Origin of the sequence: Streptomyces sp. TM32, from assembly GCF_004122755.1 — a bacterium.
Taxonomy (GTDB): domain Bacteria; phylum Actinomycetota; class Actinomycetes; order Streptomycetales; family Streptomycetaceae; genus Streptomyces; species Streptomyces sioyaensis.
Map to the genome: position 1 here is coordinate 1 of NZ_SDIG01000067.1, position 19,752 is coordinate 19,752.

The 19,752-nt window shown below is 68.8% G+C and carries 16 protein-coding genes and 3 pseudogenes; 9 read left to right on the forward strand and 10 right to left on the reverse strand.

Translation table 11 applies throughout. From position 1 onward, the window contains the following. Positions 1 to 631: 631 nt before the first annotated feature. Positions 632 to 1,336 carry a TetR/AcrR family transcriptional regulator gene (locus EST92_RS16695; protein ID WP_174244036.1) on the reverse strand — a complete coding sequence of 235 codons (705 nt, stop codon included), beginning with the start codon at positions 1,334 to 1,336 and terminating at the stop codon, positions 632 to 634. A 167-nt stretch (positions 1,337 to 1,503) separates the two neighbouring features. Here EST92_RS16695 and EST92_RS16700 point away from each other — a divergent pair, with 167 nt between their 5' ends. Next, positions 1,504 to 2,382 (forward strand): alpha/beta hydrolase, encoded by an 879-nt coding sequence (locus EST92_RS16700; RefSeq protein WP_129281723.1) that lies wholly within the window; start codon positions 1,504 to 1,506, stop codon positions 2,380 to 2,382. Positions 2,383 to 2,943: 561 nt separating this feature from the next. Then, positions 2,944 to 4,012: pseudogene (locus tag EST92_RS16705) on the forward strand (sporulation protein). 3 nt (positions 4,013 to 4,015) lie between these two features. Here EST92_RS16705 and EST92_RS16710 read toward each other — a convergent pair. Further along, positions 4,016 to 4,933 (reverse strand): annotated as a pseudogene (locus EST92_RS16710) (aminoglycoside phosphotransferase family protein). A gap of 503 nt (positions 4,934 to 5,436) precedes the next feature. Here EST92_RS16710 and EST92_RS16715 point away from each other — a divergent pair. Further along, positions 5,437 to 6,954, forward strand: a complete 1,518-nt coding sequence (locus EST92_RS16715; protein ID WP_129281724.1) for an IPT/TIG domain-containing protein — start codon at positions 5,437 to 5,439, stop codon at positions 6,952 to 6,954. 624 nt (positions 6,955 to 7,578) lie between these two features. On the opposite strand, the gene EST92_RS16725 is transcribed toward EST92_RS16715, so the two are convergent. From EST92_RS16725 to EST92_RS16745, 5 genes are all read right to left on the reverse strand, one after another. Further along, positions 7,579 to 8,934, reverse strand: a complete 1,356-nt coding sequence (locus tag EST92_RS16725; RefSeq protein WP_129281725.1) for a dicarboxylate/amino acid:cation symporter — start codon at positions 8,932 to 8,934, stop codon at positions 7,579 to 7,581. Between the two features lie 554 nt (positions 8,935 to 9,488). Continuing rightward, on the reverse strand, positions 9,489 to 9,779 hold the full coding sequence (locus EST92_RS16730; protein ID WP_129251297.1) for a DUF4229 domain-containing protein: 291 nt from the start codon (positions 9,777 to 9,779) through the stop codon (positions 9,489 to 9,491). A 125-nt stretch (positions 9,780 to 9,904) separates the two neighbouring features. Further along, positions 9,905 to 10,429 (reverse strand): GNAT family N-acetyltransferase, encoded by a 525-nt coding sequence (locus EST92_RS16735; RefSeq protein WP_129281726.1) that lies wholly within the window; start codon positions 10,427 to 10,429, stop codon positions 9,905 to 9,907. A gap of 93 nt (positions 10,430 to 10,522) precedes the next feature. Continuing rightward, positions 10,523 to 11,686 carry an aminofutalosine synthase MqnE gene (gene mqnE / locus EST92_RS16740; RefSeq protein ID WP_129281742.1) on the reverse strand — a complete coding sequence of 388 codons (1,164 nt, stop codon included), beginning with the start codon at positions 11,684 to 11,686 and terminating at the stop codon, positions 10,523 to 10,525. A gap of 154 nt (positions 11,687 to 11,840) precedes the next feature. Then, positions 11,841 to 12,299, reverse strand: a complete 459-nt coding sequence (locus EST92_RS16745; protein ID WP_086716013.1) for an Lrp/AsnC family transcriptional regulator — start codon at positions 12,297 to 12,299, stop codon at positions 11,841 to 11,843. Positions 12,300 to 12,419: 120 nt separating this feature from the next. Here EST92_RS16745 and EST92_RS32585 point away from each other — a divergent pair, with 120 nt between their 5' ends. Next, the gene (locus EST92_RS32585) at positions 12,420 to 12,554 is read left to right on the forward strand and encodes a hypothetical protein (protein WP_275416123.1); all 135 of its coding nucleotides are present in this window, start codon (positions 12,420 to 12,422) and stop codon (positions 12,552 to 12,554) included. Here the strand turns inward: EST92_RS32585 and EST92_RS16750 are convergent. Continuing rightward, positions 12,551 to 13,273 (reverse strand): UbiX family flavin prenyltransferase, encoded by a 723-nt coding sequence (locus tag EST92_RS16750; RefSeq protein ID WP_129249681.1) that lies wholly within the window; start codon positions 13,271 to 13,273, stop codon positions 12,551 to 12,553. The two genes, EST92_RS32585 and EST92_RS16750, sit on opposite strands and share 4 nt — an antisense overlap. 117 nt (positions 13,274 to 13,390) lie before the next feature. Between EST92_RS16750 and EST92_RS16755 the strand changes: the two genes are divergently transcribed. Both EST92_RS16755 and EST92_RS16760 read left to right on the forward strand, forming a co-directional pair. Continuing rightward, positions 13,391 to 13,984 (forward strand): rhomboid family intramembrane serine protease, encoded by a 594-nt coding sequence (locus EST92_RS16755; protein ID WP_129281727.1) that lies wholly within the window; start codon positions 13,391 to 13,393, stop codon positions 13,982 to 13,984. A gap of 93 nt (positions 13,985 to 14,077) precedes the next feature. Beyond that, complete coding sequence (locus tag EST92_RS16760; RefSeq protein WP_129281728.1) at positions 14,078 to 14,668, forward strand: DUF4870 domain-containing protein; 591 nt, start codon at positions 14,078 to 14,080, stop codon at positions 14,666 to 14,668. Between the two features lie 43 nt (positions 14,669 to 14,711). On the opposite strand, the gene mqnP is transcribed toward EST92_RS16760, so the two are convergent. Further along, positions 14,712 to 15,614 (reverse strand): menaquinone biosynthesis prenyltransferase MqnP, encoded by a 903-nt coding sequence (gene mqnP, locus EST92_RS16765; protein ID WP_129281729.1) that lies wholly within the window; start codon positions 15,612 to 15,614, stop codon positions 14,712 to 14,714. After that, positions 15,611 to 17,065, reverse strand: coding sequence for a menaquinone biosynthesis decarboxylase (locus EST92_RS16770; RefSeq protein WP_129281730.1), 1,455 nt, complete (start codon positions 17,063 to 17,065; stop codon positions 15,611 to 15,613). The genes mqnP and EST92_RS16770 overlap by 4 nt, the downstream gene beginning before the upstream one ends. Positions 17,066 to 17,154: 89 nt before the next feature. Between EST92_RS16770 and EST92_RS16775 the strand changes: the two genes are divergently transcribed. The 3 genes and pseudogenes from EST92_RS16775 (at position 17,155) to EST92_RS16785 (ending at position 19,557) form a co-directional block, all read left to right on the forward strand. Next, positions 17,155 to 17,562, forward strand: coding sequence for a PLD nuclease N-terminal domain-containing protein (locus tag EST92_RS16775; protein WP_129281731.1), 408 nt, complete (start codon positions 17,155 to 17,157; stop codon positions 17,560 to 17,562). 38 nt (positions 17,563 to 17,600) lie between these two features. Next, positions 17,601 to 17,762, forward strand: a pseudogene (locus tag EST92_RS16780) (nucleoside deaminase); the annotation flags it as partial. 367 nt (positions 17,763 to 18,129) lie between these two features. Continuing rightward, positions 18,130 to 19,557, forward strand: a complete 1,428-nt coding sequence (locus EST92_RS16785) for an alkaline phosphatase family protein (RefSeq protein WP_129249689.1) — start codon at positions 18,130 to 18,132, stop codon at positions 19,555 to 19,557. Positions 19,558 to 19,752: the final 195 nt, after the last annotated feature.

The following is a 19,752-nucleotide window of genomic DNA, read 5'->3' on the forward strand; positions in this document are numbered from 1 at the left end:
CTCCGTGCCCGTGCCCGCGCCCGCGCCCGTGGCCGGGACGCCTGCGCGTCGTAGCGGTCACCGTTCCGGCCACGGGCGCGGGCGCGGGCACGGGCACGGAGACAGGACGGGCCCGGAAACAGCCCCAGACACGGACGCGGGACAGGCCACGGCAGGTAACTGGTCTGGCGTGGCCGTCTTCTGAGGGCCACCGAGCCCCGCCCGCAGCAGCGACGTCGAACTACCGGGCGTCATCGCGGTGTCGGCCTCGATCGACCCCAACACCGCCCAGACCCAGGCACGTTGAGACGGGTGGACCACGGCGCCAACGCCCCACGGCGACCGACTCGCTCCCGTCGGGGGAACCGTGGCACTCATCTGCGACCCAGCTCCTGACCCGACGGTAACCTTACTTCGAGGTCAATTTATGTGAGGACCGGGAGCCGGCCAATGGTCGCGCGACACCTTCACCAATTCACCCCACGGACCACGGTTCCAGGTCACGAACGGCCTGCCCTGCGCCTGACGCGGACCGGCCACACCCCCGCCGAGGACCGCCCCCCGCCAGGCACCCCCCCACATCACTCGACTACCCGGCGCGCGGCGCACCGTCGACCACGGCACACCGTCGACCGCCGCGCACCGGGCCGCGTCACCCCCTGACGCCGAACCGGCCCTCACAGTCGGCGAGTTCGTCCGGCATCCACCGCTCCCCGCCCATCATCCGGCCGAGACCGGCCCAGACGACGTTCATCATCGTCGCCGCGGTGTCCCTCGCCGACGGGCGCCCCCACTCCCCCGAAGCACCCTCGCCCGTACGGCAATTGGCCCACTCGGCAAGCGACTCGGCGGCGCCGACCAGGGCGTGGGCGAGCCCGGCCACTTCCCGTTCGGCCAGCGCACCGACGCAGCCCGCTTCCTTTGCGGCTGCACCCAGCAACTCCGTGACGAACTCGACGATCTCTCCCCGCACCACGGCGACTTCGTGGGCGAACGGCTCACCCTGCGTCCTGGCCTGCTGGTGGAGTACGGCCCAGCCATCAGGATGCTCGGCGGTGTACGCAAAGAACCCCCGCAGGCCGCCCCACAGTTGCCGGTCGGCGCTCTCCCCCGGCTCGACGCCCGCCGAAACCGCCGCCACCAACGACTCCGACTCCCGCCGGATCACCGCGCTGAACAGGTCTTCCTTCGAATTCAGGTACAGATAGACCAACGGCTTGGAAACCCCGGCCAGTACAGCGATCTCGTCCATCGAGGCCGCCCGATATCCACGCCGTGCGAACGTCAGCACCGCGGCGTCCAGCATCTGCTGCTCCCGGACCGCGCGCGGCACCCTCTTGCTCTTCACAGCTCCCACCCTGAATGTCCCTCCATCCCGCCCCTTTACTGCAAAGTAAGTTTACGATCTTCGCTTCCCGCCTCCGCCTGCTTGACGCGTTCCCGTCTACTTGACGCGTTCCCGCGCATGACGAGACGATACGTATCGCCACGTTGCCTTGAGCCACCTATCCGGAGGACAGCCCCATGCAGCAGTTCATCGACGCCGCGCCGGGCGTCCGCTTATGGACCGAGCAGCGCGGTCCCGCCGACGCGCCCCCGCTGTTGCTGGTCATGGGCGCCCAGGCGACCGGCGTCGGCTGGCCGGAGCCGCTGGTCGACGCGCTGGCCACGCGTCACCGGGTCATCCGTTACGACCACCGCGACACCGGTCGCTCCACGTGGTCCTTCGAGGAGCAGCCCTACAGGATCGCCGATCTGGCCACGGACGTGATCGACGTCCTGGACGGGCTAGGCATCGGCCGGGCGCACATCGTCGGCATGTCATTGGGCGGCATGCTGGCCCAGATGGTGCTGGCGGACCACCCCGACCGATGCCTCAGCGCCACTCTCATCAGCACCAGCGCCCTCAGCACCACCCCCTACACCCGCCCGGACGGTCGGACGGTGCCGGCCGAGGAACTCCCGGGCATCGCACCCGAGGTCCTGGAACTGTGGTCCCGGCCCGGCGAGGATCACGGGCCGGCGGCCGAAGTGGCGCGCCGGATCGAACACTGGCGGGTACTCGCCGGTGACCAACTCCCTTTCGACACGGAGCACTTCCGGGCCCTGGAGCACCGCGTCCTCGCGCACACGGGGCACCACCGCACGGGCACCGCGCACGGCCGTGCGGAGCATGACGGCATGCTCCGCACCGAGCAGCTCGCCACGAACGAGGCGCCCGCGCTGGTGGTCTGCGCACCCGCCGACCCGGTCTTCCCGCCGCCGCACCCCCAGCACCTCGCCCAGTGCGTGCGGGGCGCGCGGCTCGTCGAGATCCCGGGAATGGGGCACGCGCTGCCGCCCGCCGTCCAAGGACCGCTGGCCGCCGCGATCCTGGCCCATACGGGAGCGGCGACGGGCTGAGGGCGAAGCCCACCACCCACACCGCCGCCCTGGCCCTGATTCCCCAGGGGCCAACGTCAAGGCCGGGGCGCCGTCATCCCTCCCCGACCGGCCGCCGAAAGCAGCACAGACCAACAGCCGGGAGAGCGGGCGTCGTTACCGGTACCGCTAGCCGGCGGCCACCGGGTCCGCGAGCGTCACCTTCTGCTCCGCAGGCTCGGCGTCTGCCGCGGGCGGCGTGATGCTCGTGGCGCCCCTGTACGCATCCCGGTCCAGGATCTTCTCCCTGGCGGAGACCGGAACTGCTCCAACTGCGTGGCGCCATATGGAAGAGCCGTCACCAGTGGATTCACGGCAGAACGATCCATCCTCCGAACGCTCATCGCATTCCCTCCGGTTACCGACAGGGCGACCCCGCTGCCGTGAAAACAGTCAAGGGCAGGCCATCGGGAAGCGGGAGCGTTCACCCGGGGGTTCATGTGAACACCGCTGGGTACGAAGGGGGTTCACAGATGAACCCCCTATGTCAGTGACCTGTGCCACGATGAACATTCGCCGTCATTCTCGGGTTGGCAGGGGAGCATGAACCGAGAGCCGAACGCGCAACTGATCGCAGCCATGGACGAAGCGAAGGTCTCGAACAAAGGCCTCGCAAAACACATGAAGGACGCCGCTGAGCAACGCGGCACCAACCTCGGTACGACATATGTCTCCGTACAGCGATGGCGGGACGGCGCAGGGATCCAGCCGAGCACGGCCGCGATCATGGCGGACGTACTCAGCGCCAAGCTCAACCGACGGATCGCGCCCGACGATCTCGGATTCTTCGCTCAGCCGGAGCCCACAGCTCCACCACCCGCCGGATACCCGAGCACAGTGCCCGACGTCCTGTCGATGCTGGACGGCCTCGCCGAGGAACGGGCGGAAACCCCGTCGAGCAACCAGCTGATCATACGACTCCGGGAACCGCGCTCTCGCACACCGCTATCTGACCTCGACGTTACGCATGTCCCAGGTCATCGACGACCGCATGTTCGGCGCCCGCATTCTCGGCAACCTCAGCCATCAGGCGAACTGTCTCGGCAACCACGCCCAGGCAATCCAGCTCGCCCGCGCCGCCGTCGAGGGAGCCAAGGGCCGAGCAACCCCACGCGCGATGGCGAACTACTCAGCGATGGAGGCTCGCGCCTACGCGAACACAGGCGACACCATCGGCGCCGGCCGAGCCATGAACGAGGCAGAACGCCACTTCGAGCGAGCCGACACAGGCGAAGACCCGGAATGGCTCGGCTACTTCGACTCAGCAGAACTCATGGGCGAACTCTGCCACTGCTTCCGCGACCTGAAGATGCGCCGCGAGTCGATCGAGGCCGCACAACGAGCGGTCGACGACACCGACCCCAAGTACGCCCGCACCCTCGGGTTCTGCCGGATGGTCCTCTCCCAAAGCCAGCTGCTGAACGGCGAGCTGGAAGCCGCCGTGGAGACCGCCAGCCTCGCGGTCGACAGCGGGGACACACTCCAGTCGTCCCGCTTCCAGCGCTACGTCACCGACTTCCAGCAGGAGGTCAGCATCCACTTGGGCAACCCGTCCGTCGCAGCCTTCCACGACCAGGTACGGGACGCCCTTGCCCGCCTGGACGACGAGTAGCAGTTACCGGGGGCGCCAGTCCCGAGGTCCGTCGTCATTCCGGAGGCCGGTGATGCGGCGTCGGTACTCGGCTGCGGTGTCTTCAGATTCCTGCACGTTCTGCATGAGCCACGTCGTCATGCCGAACTCCTGGAGGCCGCGGAGCGTCTCGTACCCGTGCCAGTCGTAGAGGCCCCGCCCGTACGCGGTCACGAAGTCTGCGTACTGCTCATCGGTCTGCCACCCAAGGCTGTGGTGTTCCACGGCCGTGACCATCAGATCCCACACCGGGTGATCGAAGCAGAAGGCTTCGAAGTCGATCAGGATCACCTGCCCTTGATCGTCCATCATGAGGTTCTGCACGTGAGCGTCACCGTGCACGGGCCCCTTGGGGGTCTCGAACCTCAGGTCGTTGAACTTGTCCCGTAGCTCCCGCCACCGCTTCCGCAAGAAGAGCTTGTCATCGTGCGGGATCACGGCGCGGTCCAAGCGCAGTTCCTGCTTATCGAAGGGATCGAACGACGGCAGCTCAAGGCCGGCGGGGACAGTCAGAGCGTGAAGGTCGCGCAGCATGCAGCCCAGCTCCCCGTACGTAGCCTTCCGGTCACCCTCAACAATCAGATGCCAGAAGGTCACGGGGTGGCCGTCTATCAGGAAAGGTTGCTCCAAGCCCTCGACGATGCGAGCAGCAGGGAGCCCTTCGCCCTGCAACCACCGCGAAACGGCCACCTCTGTACGAGCTTTAGGTAGCCACTCTTCACCACGCGCCACGCGGACGATCACCGGCGCCCGAGTTCAGCCGAAACAGTCCGTTCTCCCGAAGCGGATCAGCTCCGCCCCTCTGTCATCGAGCCCCGCAGCCCGGCACGCAGAGGCCATCACCCGCGCCGCCCCCGCCGACGTGAACCCCTCTTCCGAACCCCGAGCAGCGTCAACCGCCATGCCCGAACCAGCTCCCCTAGTCGCGCGCGATCAACCGGCGCACGCTATGGCGACCAACCCACGTGCGCCGGACACGACCAGGACCGTACCGAGGAGAGCCCGCCCAGTACGAGGGGCCGAGCGGATCAAGCAAGCCGAACGCGATGCAGACCGCTCAAGCGGGCAGCGTGAGAGATTCCTCAGGAACTCCTCGGGCCGGAGTCTCGGCGTCACCAAGATCAAGGTCCTGGAGCCGTGTCAGCTCGGAACGGCGTTACCACCGTCGACAGCTTCGCGCTGCGCCATAGGGGTGAGGCCGTGTGCAGGCCCTGGCTCCCTGCTGGTTGTCGACGCATCCAGTATGCCAATCCATACGGTGGGCTGCCCATCCCTTTCCGGGGACTCGCAGCCCTCGATGCCGGTCAGGCTCGTGTGCCGTGAATGCCCTGGGACTGGGGTGGCTCTTCTTTCATCAGCGGGACGCAGCGCAGCAGCCCACGCAGGTCTCCGCGGAAGGGCTTCTCATGACAGCGAACTCTTCACCCTGGCCGGCTCCCCAGCTTCCTGACGCGGCGGCTCTGAGCGCGATGCCGCAAGCGGCCGCGTTCCTTGGTTTCGGGTCCCCGGCGCTGCTGGCGGTCGTCCTGCCCATCGGCCCTACCACCGGCGGAAACCAGGTGACCCTTCTCGGTTCCGGTTTCAGCGGCACCACGGTCGTGCGCTTCGGCCTCACCTCGGCCACCAGTTTCGTCGTGGTTTCCGACAACATCATCACCGCCGTCGTGCCGCCCGGTGTCGGCATCATCCCGGTCACCGTCACCACCTCCCACGGAACCAGCAACGGCTTCCCCTACATCTACGTCGGCCACCCCGCACCGCCGGCCGTCATCACCTCGATCTCACCCACCTGCGGGCTGACCACGGGCGGAAACACCGTCACGATCAACGGCTCCGGGTTCACCGGCGCCACCGCGGTCAGCTTCGGCCCCCACCCCGCCACCAGCTTCAGCGTGGTCAACGACAACACGATCACGGCAGTCGCCCCGCCCGGCACCGGCACCGTACCGGTCACCGTGACCACCCCTGGCGGCACCAGCAACGCGGTCAACTACACCTACCAGACGTGCGAACTCGCCGTACCCAACTGGAACAACAACACCCTGTCGTTCTTCGACCCCCAGACCCTGACGATCACCGGCACGATCGGGGTAGGGCCGAACCCATGGCGGGTCGCGGTCTCACCGACCATGCCGCGCGCCTATGTCACGAACCAGAACAATGGCGTGACCCCCAGTTCGGTCTCGGTGATCGACCTCACCACCCACACGGTCATCGCCACCATCCCCATCCCCGGAGCCTCGAACTGCATTGGCGTCGTGGTGAGCCCCGACGGTTCCAAGGTCTACGTGGTGAACGTCAATGGCAGTTCGGTCTCGGTGATCAACACCGCCACCAACACCATCACCAACACCATCACCGGTTTCGGCGTCAACCCGGTCGAGATCGCACTCAACCCGGCCGGCTCCAAGGCCTACGTCACCAACAACCTCAGCACCTCGGTCTCGGTGGTCGACACCGCCACCAACACCATCACCAACACCATCGCGGTCGGCAACCTTCCGTGGGGTGTGGCATTTTCGTCCGACGGCACCAAGGCGTACGTGGTGAACGGCGGCGACGGCACACTCTCCGTGATCGACACTGCCTCCGAGACCGTCACCGCCACCATCCCCGGCCCCGGGTCAGGCCTGTTCAACAACATCGCCCTGAAGCCTGACGGCACCAGGGCCTACATCACCAACTACGACAGCGGCACGGTGTCGGTGGTCAACCTCACCACCAACACCGTCATCGCCACCATCCCCGGCTTCACCAACCCCTGGGGCGTGGCGATCAGCCCCAACGGCAGCCGGGTGTACGTCACCGACTACACCACCAGCCTCCTCTCGGTGATCGACACCGCCACCAACACCGTCATCAGCTCGACACCCGGCTTCGCCGGACCCGGCGAACTGGCCGTAATCGGCTGCGGCCCCTGCTAGCACCGCAGCCCCGGCTCAGCCGCAGCCAGGGACCTCCCGGCCCAGGTCTCCCGCCCGGGATGTTCGTGTCGGCTCGGGCTACTCGGCGAGGGTTCTCAAGCAGGGCTGCCCAGCCGGCCGTTGATGGCGAAACGGCTGTTCGCGGGCTGCTTGGTCAGGCAGCTCACTTTCCGTACCTCGTGCCAGGCGGAGGGCCGGAAGAACACGATGCTGTCGTGTTCGGGTTCCCAAGTCCTGCCAGGTGCGGTCCTCCCAGGACGCGGTGCCCCCGGCACCCCCGATGCTCCTGGCACTCCCGGCGCACCCGGGCCCCCGGGTGGGGGCATGGAGGGCCCTGATCCTGGGGCTCCTCATAGGGCCCCAGCGCCGAGGGTCGGAGCTCCGCAACCGTCGGGCTACGGAGCCCCGACTCGGCCGAACGACGAAATAGCCAGCTCAGGCAACGTTTTCTGACTGGAGTACTGGGTGTATTGCCTGTGAGGGTGGGTGGGGACGCGGCTGGCGGATCCTAGGAGCGTGTCTCAGTAACGGGCAACTGGCCGGGAACGCCAACTTCTTGCCACAGCGCGCAGACTGCGCCCCGACCTCAAGAAGCCCGGGGCGCAGTCTGAAGACCATCTCAGGCTATGCAGCGGCCGACACGGAGACCTTCTCCTCCGCGTCACCAGCAGTAGCCGCGTCCACGCTGATGCTCTTGGCTCCGCTGTACGCCTCGCGATCGAGGATTCCCTCACGCGCAGCGACGAGCAACGTGCATACCGATTGGCCAGCAACATTGGTGGCCGTGCGCATCATGTCCAGGATCGGATCGATGGCCATCAGCAGGCCGACGCCCTCCAGGGGCAGGCCCAGGGTGGAGAGGGTCAGTGTCAGCATGACCGTCGCGCCGGTCAGACCGGCGGTGGCGGCGGAGCCGATGACGGAGACGAAGACGATCAGGAGGTAGTCGCCGATGCCCAGGTGGACGTCGAAGATCTGGGCGATGAAGATCGCGGCGATCGCCGGGTAGATCGAGGCGCAGCCGTCCATCTTGGTCGTCGAGCCGAACGGCACCGCGAAGGAGGCGTACTCGCGCGGCACACCGAGGCGCTCGGTGACCTGCTGGGTGACCGGCATGGTGCCGACCGACGAGCGGGAGACGAAGGCCAGCTGGATGGCCGGCCAGGCGCCGCGGAAGAACTGCAGCGGGTTGACCTTGGCGACGGTCGACAGCAGCAGCGGGTAGACGCCGAACAGCACCAGGGCGCAGCCGGCGTAGATGTCGACGGTGAAGGTCGCGTACTTGCCGATCAGGTTCCAGCCGTAGGTCGCGATGGCGTTGCCGATGAGGCCGACGGTGCCGAGCGGGGCGAGGCGGATGACCCACCACAGGGCCTTCTGGAGCAGTTCGAGGACGGAGCGGCTGATCGCGAGGACCGGCTCGGCCTTCTCGCCGAGCTGGAGCGCGGCGATGCCGGCGACGGCGGCCATGAAGACGATCTGCAGGACGTTGAGCTCGGTGAACGGCGTGATGATGTCGGTGGGGACGATGCCGGTCAGGAAGTCGATCCAGGAGCCCGCGTGGTCGGGGAGCTTGCCGTCCTTGGGGCTCAGTCCGGTGCCCGCACCGGGGTGGGTGAGCAGGCCGATCGCCAAGCCGATCGCGACCGCGATCAGCGAGGTGACCATGAACCACAGCAGGGTGCGGGTGGCCAGCCGGGCGGCGTTGTTGACCTGACGCAGATTGGTGATCGACACCAGGATCGCGAAGAAGACCAGCGGGGCCACGGCCAGCTTCAGCAGCTGGACGAAGAGGTCGCCGATGTGCTGGAGCGTGGCGGTGAGCCAGCCGATGTCACCGTTCTTGGCGATCGCGCCGAGCAGCACGCCCAGGGCGAGGCCGGCCAGGATCTGGGCCCAGAACGGGACCTTGGGTATGCGGGAGGACTTGGGGGTCTGAGGCGCCGGTGAGGACTCGGCGGTCTCGGCAGACGTGGGCAACGGACACACTCCGGGGACAGGTCAGGCGTCGGAAGGCGGCGCGGGGCGCCAGGAGGTCGAGCGGCCGCGGAGCGGTTCGAGGGTGCTCGAAGCAGGGGGCCTCCCGCCCGGAGGGCGAGGGGGTTCTCCGGCCGCTGGATGAAGGGTCAGCGGCGGCAACAGGCCGCGGACAGACAGCGGCAGAGATCGACGTGCAGGCGCGCCACGAGCGGAGTGCTCATGGGGGGCGGGGGCGCGGCTGCCATCTTCATGGCACGTACATTAACACTTGAACTTTGAGGAACCCAAAGGAAATCTTTGACTTCCGGAGAGGCCACCGAACCGGACGTCCCGTCAAAAACGCGACAGGCGCCCGGTCATGGAACACAAGCCATGACGGCGGGCGCCGGTCGGGGACGGGCGACTGTGAGGCGTCTTACATAGAGGTCCAGACCTTTTGGCCGCAGGCCTTCACCACAGGCCTTCATCGCAGTCCTTGATCGCAGGCTTCCACCGCGGTCCTTGACCGCAGGCTTTCACCGCGGTCCTTGACCGCAGGCCTGCCTCCCAGGCCGTTACCCCAGCCCGTCCTCCTGGCCGGCGTGGGCCGCGAGCCGCTCGCGCTGGCGGTCGACCTTGGCCACGATCTGCTCGGACATCGCATCCCGCTGCTTGCGCAGCAGCACGAAGCTGAGCGGCGCGGAGATCACGATGGCGAGCAGCAGCATCCAGACGGTGTTGGACGCGCCGACGGCGAGCGGAATGACGTGGAGGTAGGCCAGCACCCACACCACGGCGAACGAGGCGACGAAGAGGCCGATGCGAAGGGCGGTGTAGCGGAGCGTGGCGAAGTTGTGGCTACTCACGGATGGGACCTTCTCCTCAACGGCAACCTAAAGGGTCTGCATCCAGTCAAGCACAGCGCTTCGGGCGATCTTCGCGGCCCCCGCCGCAGCGCCCGTCCCCACAGGGCTCACATGGGCCCCGTCCCTCAGCCCAGCTCCCGCCACATGGTGATGTCGTCCCGGAAGTCACCGTCGGCGACCTTGATCGCGCCGGGCACCCGGCCGACCTCCTTGTATCCGCAGGACGCGTAGAAGCGACTGAGGCCGGTGCCGCCGCGGCAGGTGAGCCGGATGCCGGAGATGCCGTCGAGCGAGCGGGCGGCGTCGGCGACCGCGGCCATCAGCTCCCGGCCGACCCCCCGGCCCTGGACGGACGGGTGGACCATGACGGTGTAGACCCACAGCCAGTGGCGCATCAGACGGTGGTCGTTGAGGGTGAGGAACGCGACGGCCACGACCCGGTCGTCCGGATCGCGGCCCACCAGCAGACGCGTGCGCCCCTCGGCCATCGACGCCAGATGCCTCAGCAGCTCGGGCCGGACGTCGTCCTGGGTCACCGGCGGGACGAAGCCCACGGCGCCGTCGGCGTTGGAGACGTCGCTCCACAACACGCATATCCCGTCGCGGAGAGCGGGGGTGACGGAAGGGTCCAGGTCGAAACGCACGTTCATGACCCGGACCCTAACTCCCGCCACTGACAGCGACCCCGGCCCGCTCGGACCACTGACCACGGCCGGACCACCGACAACCGCGGCCCGGCCTGCTCAGACGCGCATCGGCTGGGGCGACTCACGGCGCTCGGGGTCCGGGCCCGGGTACTCGCGGATGGCCTCGTAGCGGGTGTTGCGCTCGACGGGGCGGAAGCCGGCGTCGCGGATCAGGTCGAGCAGATCGTCGCGGGTCAGCTTGTTGGGCGTGCCGTAGTTGTCCGCGTCGTGCGTGATCTTGTACTCGACGACCGAGCCGTCCATGTCGTCGGCGCCGTGCTGGAGGGCCAGCTGGGTGGTCTGCAGGCCGTGCATGACCCAGAAGCACTTGATGTGCGGGACGTTGTCGAAGAGGAGGCGGGAGACCGCGAAGGTCTTCAGGGCCTCGGCGCCGGTCGCCATCGTCGTGCGGGCCTGGAGCTTGTTGCGGACCTTGCCGTCCTGCATGTCGACGAAGTCGTGCTGGTAGCGCAGCGGGATGAAGACCTGGAAGCCGCCGGTCTCGTCCTGGAGCTCACGCAGCCGCAGGACGTGGTCGACGCGGTGGCGGGGCTCCTCGATGTGCCCGTACAGCATCGTCGAAGGGGTCTTCAGACCCTTCTCGTGGGCCAGGCGGTGGATGCGCGACCAGTCCTCCCAGTGGGTGCGGTGGTCGACGATGTGCTGGCGCACCTCCCAGTCGAAGATCTCGGCGCCGCCGCCGGTCAGCGACTCCAGACCGGCGTCGATCAGCTCGTCGAGGATCTCGGACGCGGTCAGCCCGGAGATGGTCTCGAAGTGGTGGATCTCGGTGGCGGTGAAAGCCTTCAGGGAGACGTCCGGCAGCGCCTTCTTCAGCTCGCGCAGCGAGCGCGGGTAGTAGCGCCACGGCAGCGTCGGGTGCAGACCGTTGACGATGTGCAGCTCGGTGAGGTTCTCGTTCTCCATCGCCTTGGCGAGGCGGACGGCCTCCTCGATCCGCATCGTGTACGCGTCCTTCTCGCCCGGCTTGCGCTGGAAGGAGCAGTACGCGCAGGAGGCGGTGCACACATTCGTCATGTTGAGGTGGCGGTTGACGTTGAAGTGGACGACGTCGCCGTTTTTGCGCGTGCGCACCTCATGGGCGAGGCCGCCCAGCCATGCCAGGTCGTCACACGCGTAGAGGGCGATACCGTCCTCGCGGGTCAGCCGCTCCCCGGCGTGGACCTTCGCCTCCAGCTCACGCTTGAGGCCCACATCCATCGACGCAGCCATCCGTCGCCTCCAGTCTCTGCCGTATCGGTGCCGTTTCGGAGCCGGAAACGGGCTTCGACGAGCGTACTCCCCCGTAATAGAGGCGGACGGGGCCCCCTTGGCGCGCCCGTCCGCTCCCGGTGTGCCGCCCGGCGACCGGGGGCTACTCGGCCTCTTCCGGCAGTTCGCCGACGCGGTTCTCCCACTTGGTGGAGAGCACGATCGTGGTGCGCGTACGGGAGACGCCCTTGGTGCCGGACAGCCGCCGGATGGTGCGCTCCAGGCCGTCCACGTCGCCCACCCGCACCTTGAGCATGTACGAGTCGTCGCCGGCGATGAACCAGCAGTCCTCGATCTCTTCGAGGTCACGCAGCCGCTGCGCGACGTCCTCGTGGTCGGTGGCGTCCGACAGCGAGATGCCCACCAGCGCGGTGACGCCGAGGCCGAGCGAGGCGGCGTCGACCGTCGCGCGGTAGCCGGTGATCACACCCGCCGCTTCGAGCCGGTTGATCCGGTCCGTGACGCTGGGCCCGGAGAGGCCGACGAGCCGGCCGAGCTCCGCGTACGAGGCCCGGCCGTTCTCACGAAGTGCCTGGATGAGCTGCCTATCCACCGCGTCCATGCCCTCAAGCCTTCCAATCTTTACGCATTTTCGGGTTCTGCATGTAGAATCTAAGGCATACAGGGCCTAGACCCTGCGAATCTTTCAGGACGATCAAAGACGATCCCAGGAGTTGTCACCGTGTACTCGATCGAGATGGCCTACGCCCGCATGCGCGAGCTGCAGGACCAGGCCAATCGTTCACGTGCCCACCGCGCCGCGGCACCGCGGGCCCGGCGCCGCTTCGGGCGCGCCGCCGCAGCCAAGCAGCGCTAGGGAGCGTCCGGGGCCTCCTCTTCCTTGGAGCCACCCCGCAGCTCCCCCTCCCAGCGCCGGTACAGCCGGTGCGGCACCTCGGCCGCATCGAGCACCCGGCCCGCGACGAAGTCCACCAGATCCTGGATGTGCGTCGCTCCCGCATAGAACGCCGGTGAGGCGGGCAGCACCACGGCGCCCGCCTCGTCCAGCGTCACCAGATGCTTCAGCGTCGGACCGTTCAGCGGGGTCTCGCGCACCGCGACCACCAGCCGCCGCCGCTCCTTGAGCGTCACGCTCGCCACCCGCTGCAGCAGGTCCTTCGACAGCCCGAGCGCCACCCCGGCCACGCATGCGGTGCTCGCCGGGACGATCAGCATCCCCTTCACCGGATACGAACCCGACGAGGGTCCGGCGGCCAGATCCCCGGCCGGCCAGTACCGCACGTCCGCCAGGTCCGCCTCCGTCACCGGGAACGCCGACGGCTTGCCGTCCGCCCCCCGCGCCAGCCATTCCCGCAGGTCGGCGCGCCAGTGGGCATCCCGGAAGGCGATGCCGGTCTCGTCCAGCAGGGTCAGCCGCGACGCCCGGCTGACGATCAGGTCCACCGCCTCCCCGGCGGCGAGCAGCCCGCGCACGACGGACGCGGCATACGGTGTCCCGGACGCACCGGAGATCCCCACGACCCACGGACGGCGCCGGCCGGGGTCCTTGCTGGTGTTGTTGTGCGGCGACTCCACGGCATCGAGCCTATCCGGCGGAACCGTGGACCCCCTCACGGCCGTTCTTACCTGTGTGCCCCGCGCGGAGCCCCGCCGAGGGCCGCCCCACCGGGGGACGAGAAGGGACGGCCGGAGATGAGAGCACGCGCGAAGCCCGCGATCTTCCTGATGCTGGGCTGGGTCGCCCTGCTGTGGGTGCTGGAGGGCGTCGACGCCGCCAGCGGGGGCGCCCTGGATTCCTTCGGGATCCAGCCGCGCGAGCCCGCCGAGCTGGCCGATGTGGTGCCCGCCGCTTTTCTGCACTTCGGCTTCGGCCATCTCGCGGCGAACACCCTGCCGTTGCTGTTGCTCGGCTTCGTCGCCGCGCTGCGCAGCGGGGTGCGGCGCTTTCTCGCCGTCGTCCTGCTCATCATCCTCACCAGCGGGCTGGGCGTCTGGTTCACGGCCGCGCCGGACAGCAACACCGCGGGCGCCTCCGGTGTCATCTTCGGCCTCTTCGGCTATCTCCTGGTGCGCGGCTTCATCGAACGCTCCCTCCTCGACATCGGCATCGGCCTGGTCATCGGCGCGCTGTACGGCTCGATCCTGTGGGGCGCGCTGCCGACGGACAACCAGATCAGCTGGCAGGGGCATCTGTTCGGGCTGATCGGCGGAGTGCTGGCGGCCTTCGTCTTCCGCGAGCGCGCCAGGGAGGGTACGGCCGGGCCCACTGTCGGACCCGTCACGTAGCCTCGGAATCGAACGGGAGCCGCGGGCCGGGCACGACGCCCCGCACCACGCGGCCTCCCTACGCAGCAGCACTGCATACGGGGTGAGCAGACCATGTCCGACTACCACCAGCCCGGGTACGGACCGTACGGCGGCGGTCCGCAGCAGCCGTACGGAGCCCCGCAGCAGGGCTGGCCCGGCGGCGCGCCCGGCGGCTACGACTACCCCGGCCCGCAGCAGACCGGCTACGGCGCCCAGCCGCCGTCGGCCTCGACGGGCCCCGCGATGTGGGCCCATCTCGGTACCCTGCTGATCGTCACCGCCGGCTCGGTGATGTGCTGCGGTCTGGGCGCGCTCGTGGGGTGGATCTTCCCGTTGTCCGTCCGCAACAACGAACGCCACAAGCACGATCCGTACGTCCGCCACCACGCCACCCAGGCGCTGAACTTCGGCATCACCCAGGCCGTCATGGCGGCCCTCGGCGCGGTGCTGTACTTCGGCAGCGCCTTCATCTTCGCCGCGGTCGCCACGGAATCCCAGCGCCAGAGTTCCGGCCTGGCCGTCCCGCTGCTGACCGTCGCCGCCATCATGGGCACGTACGCCATAGCCGGCCTGGTCTGCGCGATCATGGCCACGGTGAAGGCCACCCGCGGCGAGCTGTGGAGCTACCCGCGGCTGATCGCCTGGCCGCTCAGCAAGGGCTGAGCGGCGCCCGGCGGGGCCTCGGCCCCCGGACCGCCGGCCATGGTCAGACCGTCAGCCCGCGCACCAGCAGATCCAGCAGCGCGCAGACGAAGAGCGCAATCCCGATGAACCCATTGACCTGGAAGAACGCCCGGTTCAGCCGGGTGAGGTCGTGCGGCTTCACGATCGTGTGCTCGTAGAGGAACGCCCCCGCCACGATCGCCAGCCCCAGCCAGAAGAACACGCCGGCGCCGGTCGCCAGCGCGTACCAGACGAAGAGCCCCGTCGTGACGAGGTGACAGCCGCGCGCCCCCCAGATCGCCGCCGGGATGCCGAAGCGGGCCGGGACCGACCGCACCCCGACCGCACGGTCCGTCTCCACGTCCTGGCAGGCGTAGATCAGGTCGAAGCCGCCGATCCAGACACCGACCGCGAGGCCGAGGATCACCGCCTCCCAGGACCAGGCCCCGGTGACGGCGATCCAGGCGCCGATCGGTCCCATCGCCTGGGCGAGGCCGAGGATGGCCTGCGGGAAGTTCGTGAAGCGCTTGCCGTACGGGTAGACCACCATCGGCACCACCGCGAGCGGCGCGAGCGCCAGGCACAGGGGGTTCAACAGCGCTGCCGCGCCCAGGAAGACGACGAGTGCGATCACCGCGCCGGTCCAGGCCGACTTCACGGACACCGCGCCGGTGACCAGTTCGCGGTGGGCGGTGCGCGGGTTACGGGCGTCGATCTCGCGGTCGATGATGCGGTTGGCGGCCATCGCGAAGGTGCGCAGGCCGACCATGCAGAGGGTGACGAGGAGCAGCAGGCCCCAGTGGATGGTCGTGTCCCGCTCGTACATCGCGGTCAGCGAGGCGATATAGGCGAAGGGCAGCGCGAAGACCGAGTGCTCGATCATCACCAGGCGCAGAAACGCCTTGGTCCGGCCCGGCTGCGGGACCGCCGCGGATGCGCTGGTCACGAGAGTCCGTACTCCTTCCAGCGGCGGTCGACCAGCGCCGCCGTCCGCGGGTCGGACTCGACCATCGCCGGCCAGCCCCCGTCGCGCGTATAGCCCTCCTCGGGCCACTTCTTCGTCGCGTCGATGCCCGCCTTGCCGCCCCAGAACTGCTGGTAGGAGGCGTGGTCGAGATGGTCGACGGGACCTTCGACGACGGTGAGGTCCCGGGCGTAGTCGGTGTTGCCGAGCGCCCTCCAGGACACCTCGTGGAGGTTGTGGACATCGCAGTCCGCGTCCACGACCACGATCAGCTTGGTCAGCGACATCATGTGCGCGCCCCAGATGGCATGCATCACCTTCTGGGCGTGTTTGGGGTACTTCTTGTCGATCGAGACGATCGCGCAGTTGTGGAAGCCGCCGGACTCCGGCAGGTGGTAGTCCACGATGTCCGGAACGATGATCTTGAGCAGCGGCAGGAAGAACCGCTCCGTCGCCCGCCCCAGCGGCCCGTCCTCCGTCGGCGGCCGCCCCACCACGATCGACTGGAGCAGCGGCCGCTTACGCATCGTCACACAGTCGATGGTCAGCGCCGGGAACGGCTCCTGCGGGGTGTAGAAGCCGGTGTGGTCGCCGAACGGGCCCTCGGGCAGCATCTCGCCGGGCTCCAGCCAGCCCTCGATGACGACCTCGGCGTGGGCCGGGACCTGCAGCGGCACGGTCTTGCAGTCGACCATCTCGATCCGCTTGCCCTGGAGGAAGCCCGCGAAGAGGTACTCGTCGATGTCCCCGGGCAGCGGTGCGGTCGAGGCGTACGTCACCGCCGGCGGGCAGCCGAAGGCGATCGCGACCGGCAGCTTCTCCCCGCGCTTGGCGGCGACCTGGTAGTGGTTGCGACTGTCCTTGTGGATCTGCCAGTGCATCCCGATGGTGCGCTTGTCGTGGCGCTGGAGGCGGTAGAGACCGAGGTTGCGCACCCCGGACTCCGGGTCCTTGGTGTGCGTCAGCCCCAGGTTGAAGAAGGAGCCGCCGTCCTCGGGCCAGGTGAACAGCGCCGGGAGCCGGTCCAGATCGACCTCGTCGCCCTGGAGCACGACCTCCTGGACGGGCGCGTCCTTGACCTTCCTGGGCGGGACGTGCGTCATGCCGGCGAGCTTGCCGAACGCCTCGCGCACGCCGACGAAACCGTGCGGCAGCTCCGGCTTGAGCAGCCCGCCGATCTTGCTGCTGATCTCGTCGTACGACGTCAGGCCCAGCGCCTTGAGCAGCCGGCGGTCGGTGCCGTAGACATTCATGGCGAGCGGCATCGCCGAGCCCTTGACGTTCTCGAAGAGCAGCGCCGGGCCACCGGACTTCTGCACCCGGTCCACGATCTCGCCGATTTCCAGATACGGATCGACCTCGGCCTTGATGCGCTTGAGGTCGCCATCCCGCTCCAGTGCGCGCAGGAACGAGCGAAGATCGTCGTAAGCCATGCCGTCCAGTATCGGGTACGCACTACCCTGGACGGGTCACCGGGCCCCGTCGAGGGCCCGCCGCCACACGCAGGGGGCTCGGTTCCGCAATGCTCAGGTATCTGCCGTTCCTCCTGGTGCTGGCACTGTGGATCTACGCGTTCATCGACTGCCTGAACACCCCCGAATCGCAGGTGCGCGGCCTGCCCAAGGTCATCTGGGTGCTCATCATCCTGCTCTTCGGCGAGGTACTGGTCGGCCCGGTCGCCTGGCTGGTCGCCGGCAGGACCCGGCGGCCGGTCACGGGCGACGGCTCCACACCCTCGGAATGGCACCGCAACCACCGCACCACCTGGGTGGCCCCGGACGACAACCCCGAGTTCCTCCGCTCCCTCAAGGACGAGAACAAGCAGGACGAGACCCGGCTCAAGGACTGGGAGGCCGACCTGCGCCGCCGCGAGGAGGAACTCCGCCGCAAGAACCGCGAGGCGGCGGACGGGCCCGAGGACACACCCTGAGCGTGCCGCCCGGCGTACGGTGACGCCATGGACCGCACGTGGTCATCGGCGAGGCCCACATCTTCCACGGCGGCCACGACCGGCTGGCCCGGCACGGCGTACGGATCGTGCTGCTGGACGACCCCGAATGCACGCAGATGATGCGCGACTTCATCGCCGAGCGGCCGGAGTTGTGGCGGGAGGACATCGGGGACGGGTGAAGCGTTCCTGGCCACTCCCGCCGGCCCCTCCTCGGCGCAATTTCGGTGGCCCCCGTTCCCCGCCCTCCGCCAGGATGGCGGCCGTCGGGCCGCTGCCCGAGGAGTGCCCCTGCCCGGCACCCGGGGGAACTCCGGGCCTTCGCCGCGTGTCCTGACGTGGCTTTTCAAACACGTAGAGCGAAGCGCGAACGGTCCGTCGTGCGCTGCTTCGAGTGACGTACGGGACGTAGCGGCGTCCGGCCAACTGTCAGCCGTTCACGGCCAATTGATGCATCGTTCAGCAACCTCCCCCTGCCCGGGAAACTCAGCCACCGCCACAGTCAAGTCGGCCCACTGAGGCTCACGCGACTCAGGGAGAGTGGCACATATGCCCGACATGACCCGACGCAGACTCCTCGGCTCCGCGGCAGGCGCGGTCGGCGGCGCCGCCGCGCTGTCGCTGCTTCCGCCCAGCGTCCAGAAGGCCGTCGCCGCCGGACCCGCACGTCACGGCTCACTGCACGACGTCGAACACGTCGTCATGCTCATGCAGGAGAACCGTTCGTTCGACCACTACTTCGGCACCCTGCGCGGGGTCCGCGGCTTCGCCGACCCCAAGGCACTGACGCTGCCGGACGGCCGGTCCGTCTTCCACCAGCCGGACGCGCAGAACCCGGACGGCTATCTGCTGCCGTTCCGCCTCAACACGCACACGTCCAGCGCGCAGGCCATCCCCTCCACCAGCCACGCCTGGTCCGTGCAGCACGAGGCGTGGAACGGCGGCAAGATGGACCGCTGGCTGCCCGCGCACCGCAAGGCCGACGGGGTCAACGGTCCGTACGTGATGGGCTATCACACCCGCGAGGACATCCCCTTCCAGTTCGCCCTCGCCGAGACGTTCACCCTCTGCGACAACTACTTCTGCTCGGTCTTCGGCCCGACCTGGCCCAACCGGCTGTACTGGATGACCGGCACCCTCGACCCGGGCGGCACCCGGGGCGGCCCGGTGCTCAACAACACCGCGCCCAAGGCGTACCGCTGGACGACCTACGCCGAGCGGCTGGAGGCGGCCGGCATCAGCTGGAAGGTCTACCAGGAGGAGGACGACTACGGCTGCAACCTCCTGGAGCAGTTCCAGACCTTCCGGGACTCCCAGCCCGGCCAGCCGCTCTACGAACGCGGGATGCGGCCGCAGCCGGCCGGCACCTTCGAGGACGACGCCCGGGCCGACCGGCTCCCGGCCGTCTCCTGGCTGATCCCCACCAGCCACCAGTCCGAGCACCCGGACTATCTGCCGGCCGCCGGCGCCGACTACGTCGCCCAGAAGATCGAGGCGATCGCATCCAACCCGAAGGTGTGGGCCAAGACCGTCTTCATCCTCAATTACGACGAGAACGACGGGCTCTTCGACCATGTGCCGCCGCCGGTGCCGCCGCCGGGGACGAAGGACGAGTTCGTCAAGGGCCTGCCGATCGGCGGTGGCTTCCGGGTGCCGTGCCTGATCATCTCGCCGTGGACGGTGGGCGGCTGGGCCGCCGGCGAGGCCTTCGACCACACCTCGGTGCTGCAGTTCCTGGAGCGCTGGACGGGGGTCGCCGAGCCCAACATCAGCGACTGGCGGCGGTCCGCATTCGGCGACCTGACCTCGGCGTTCGGCTTCCGCCATGCGGCCCGGCGACCGCCGCGGCTGCCGGACGACACCGCCGAGCAGCTGGCCGAGGCGCAGTGGGAGGTGGCGCATCTGCCGAAGCCGACGCTGCCGGGCGCCGATCAGCACCCGCCGCGCCAGGAACGGGGCCGACGCAGGCGCCGCTAGGGCACCGCCCGTGCGCCCGTCCTCGTAGGCCGTGCGCCGCCCCCGAAAAACGACGGTGCCGTACGGAGCCGGGGCTCGTCATGAGCCCCGCGTCCCGATACGGCACCGGTGCGGGTGGGGGTGCGGGCGAGCCGGGGTCGGGCGGGCCCGGAGACCGGCGGTCCGGAGACGGGCTCCGACCCGGATTCCGGTGTC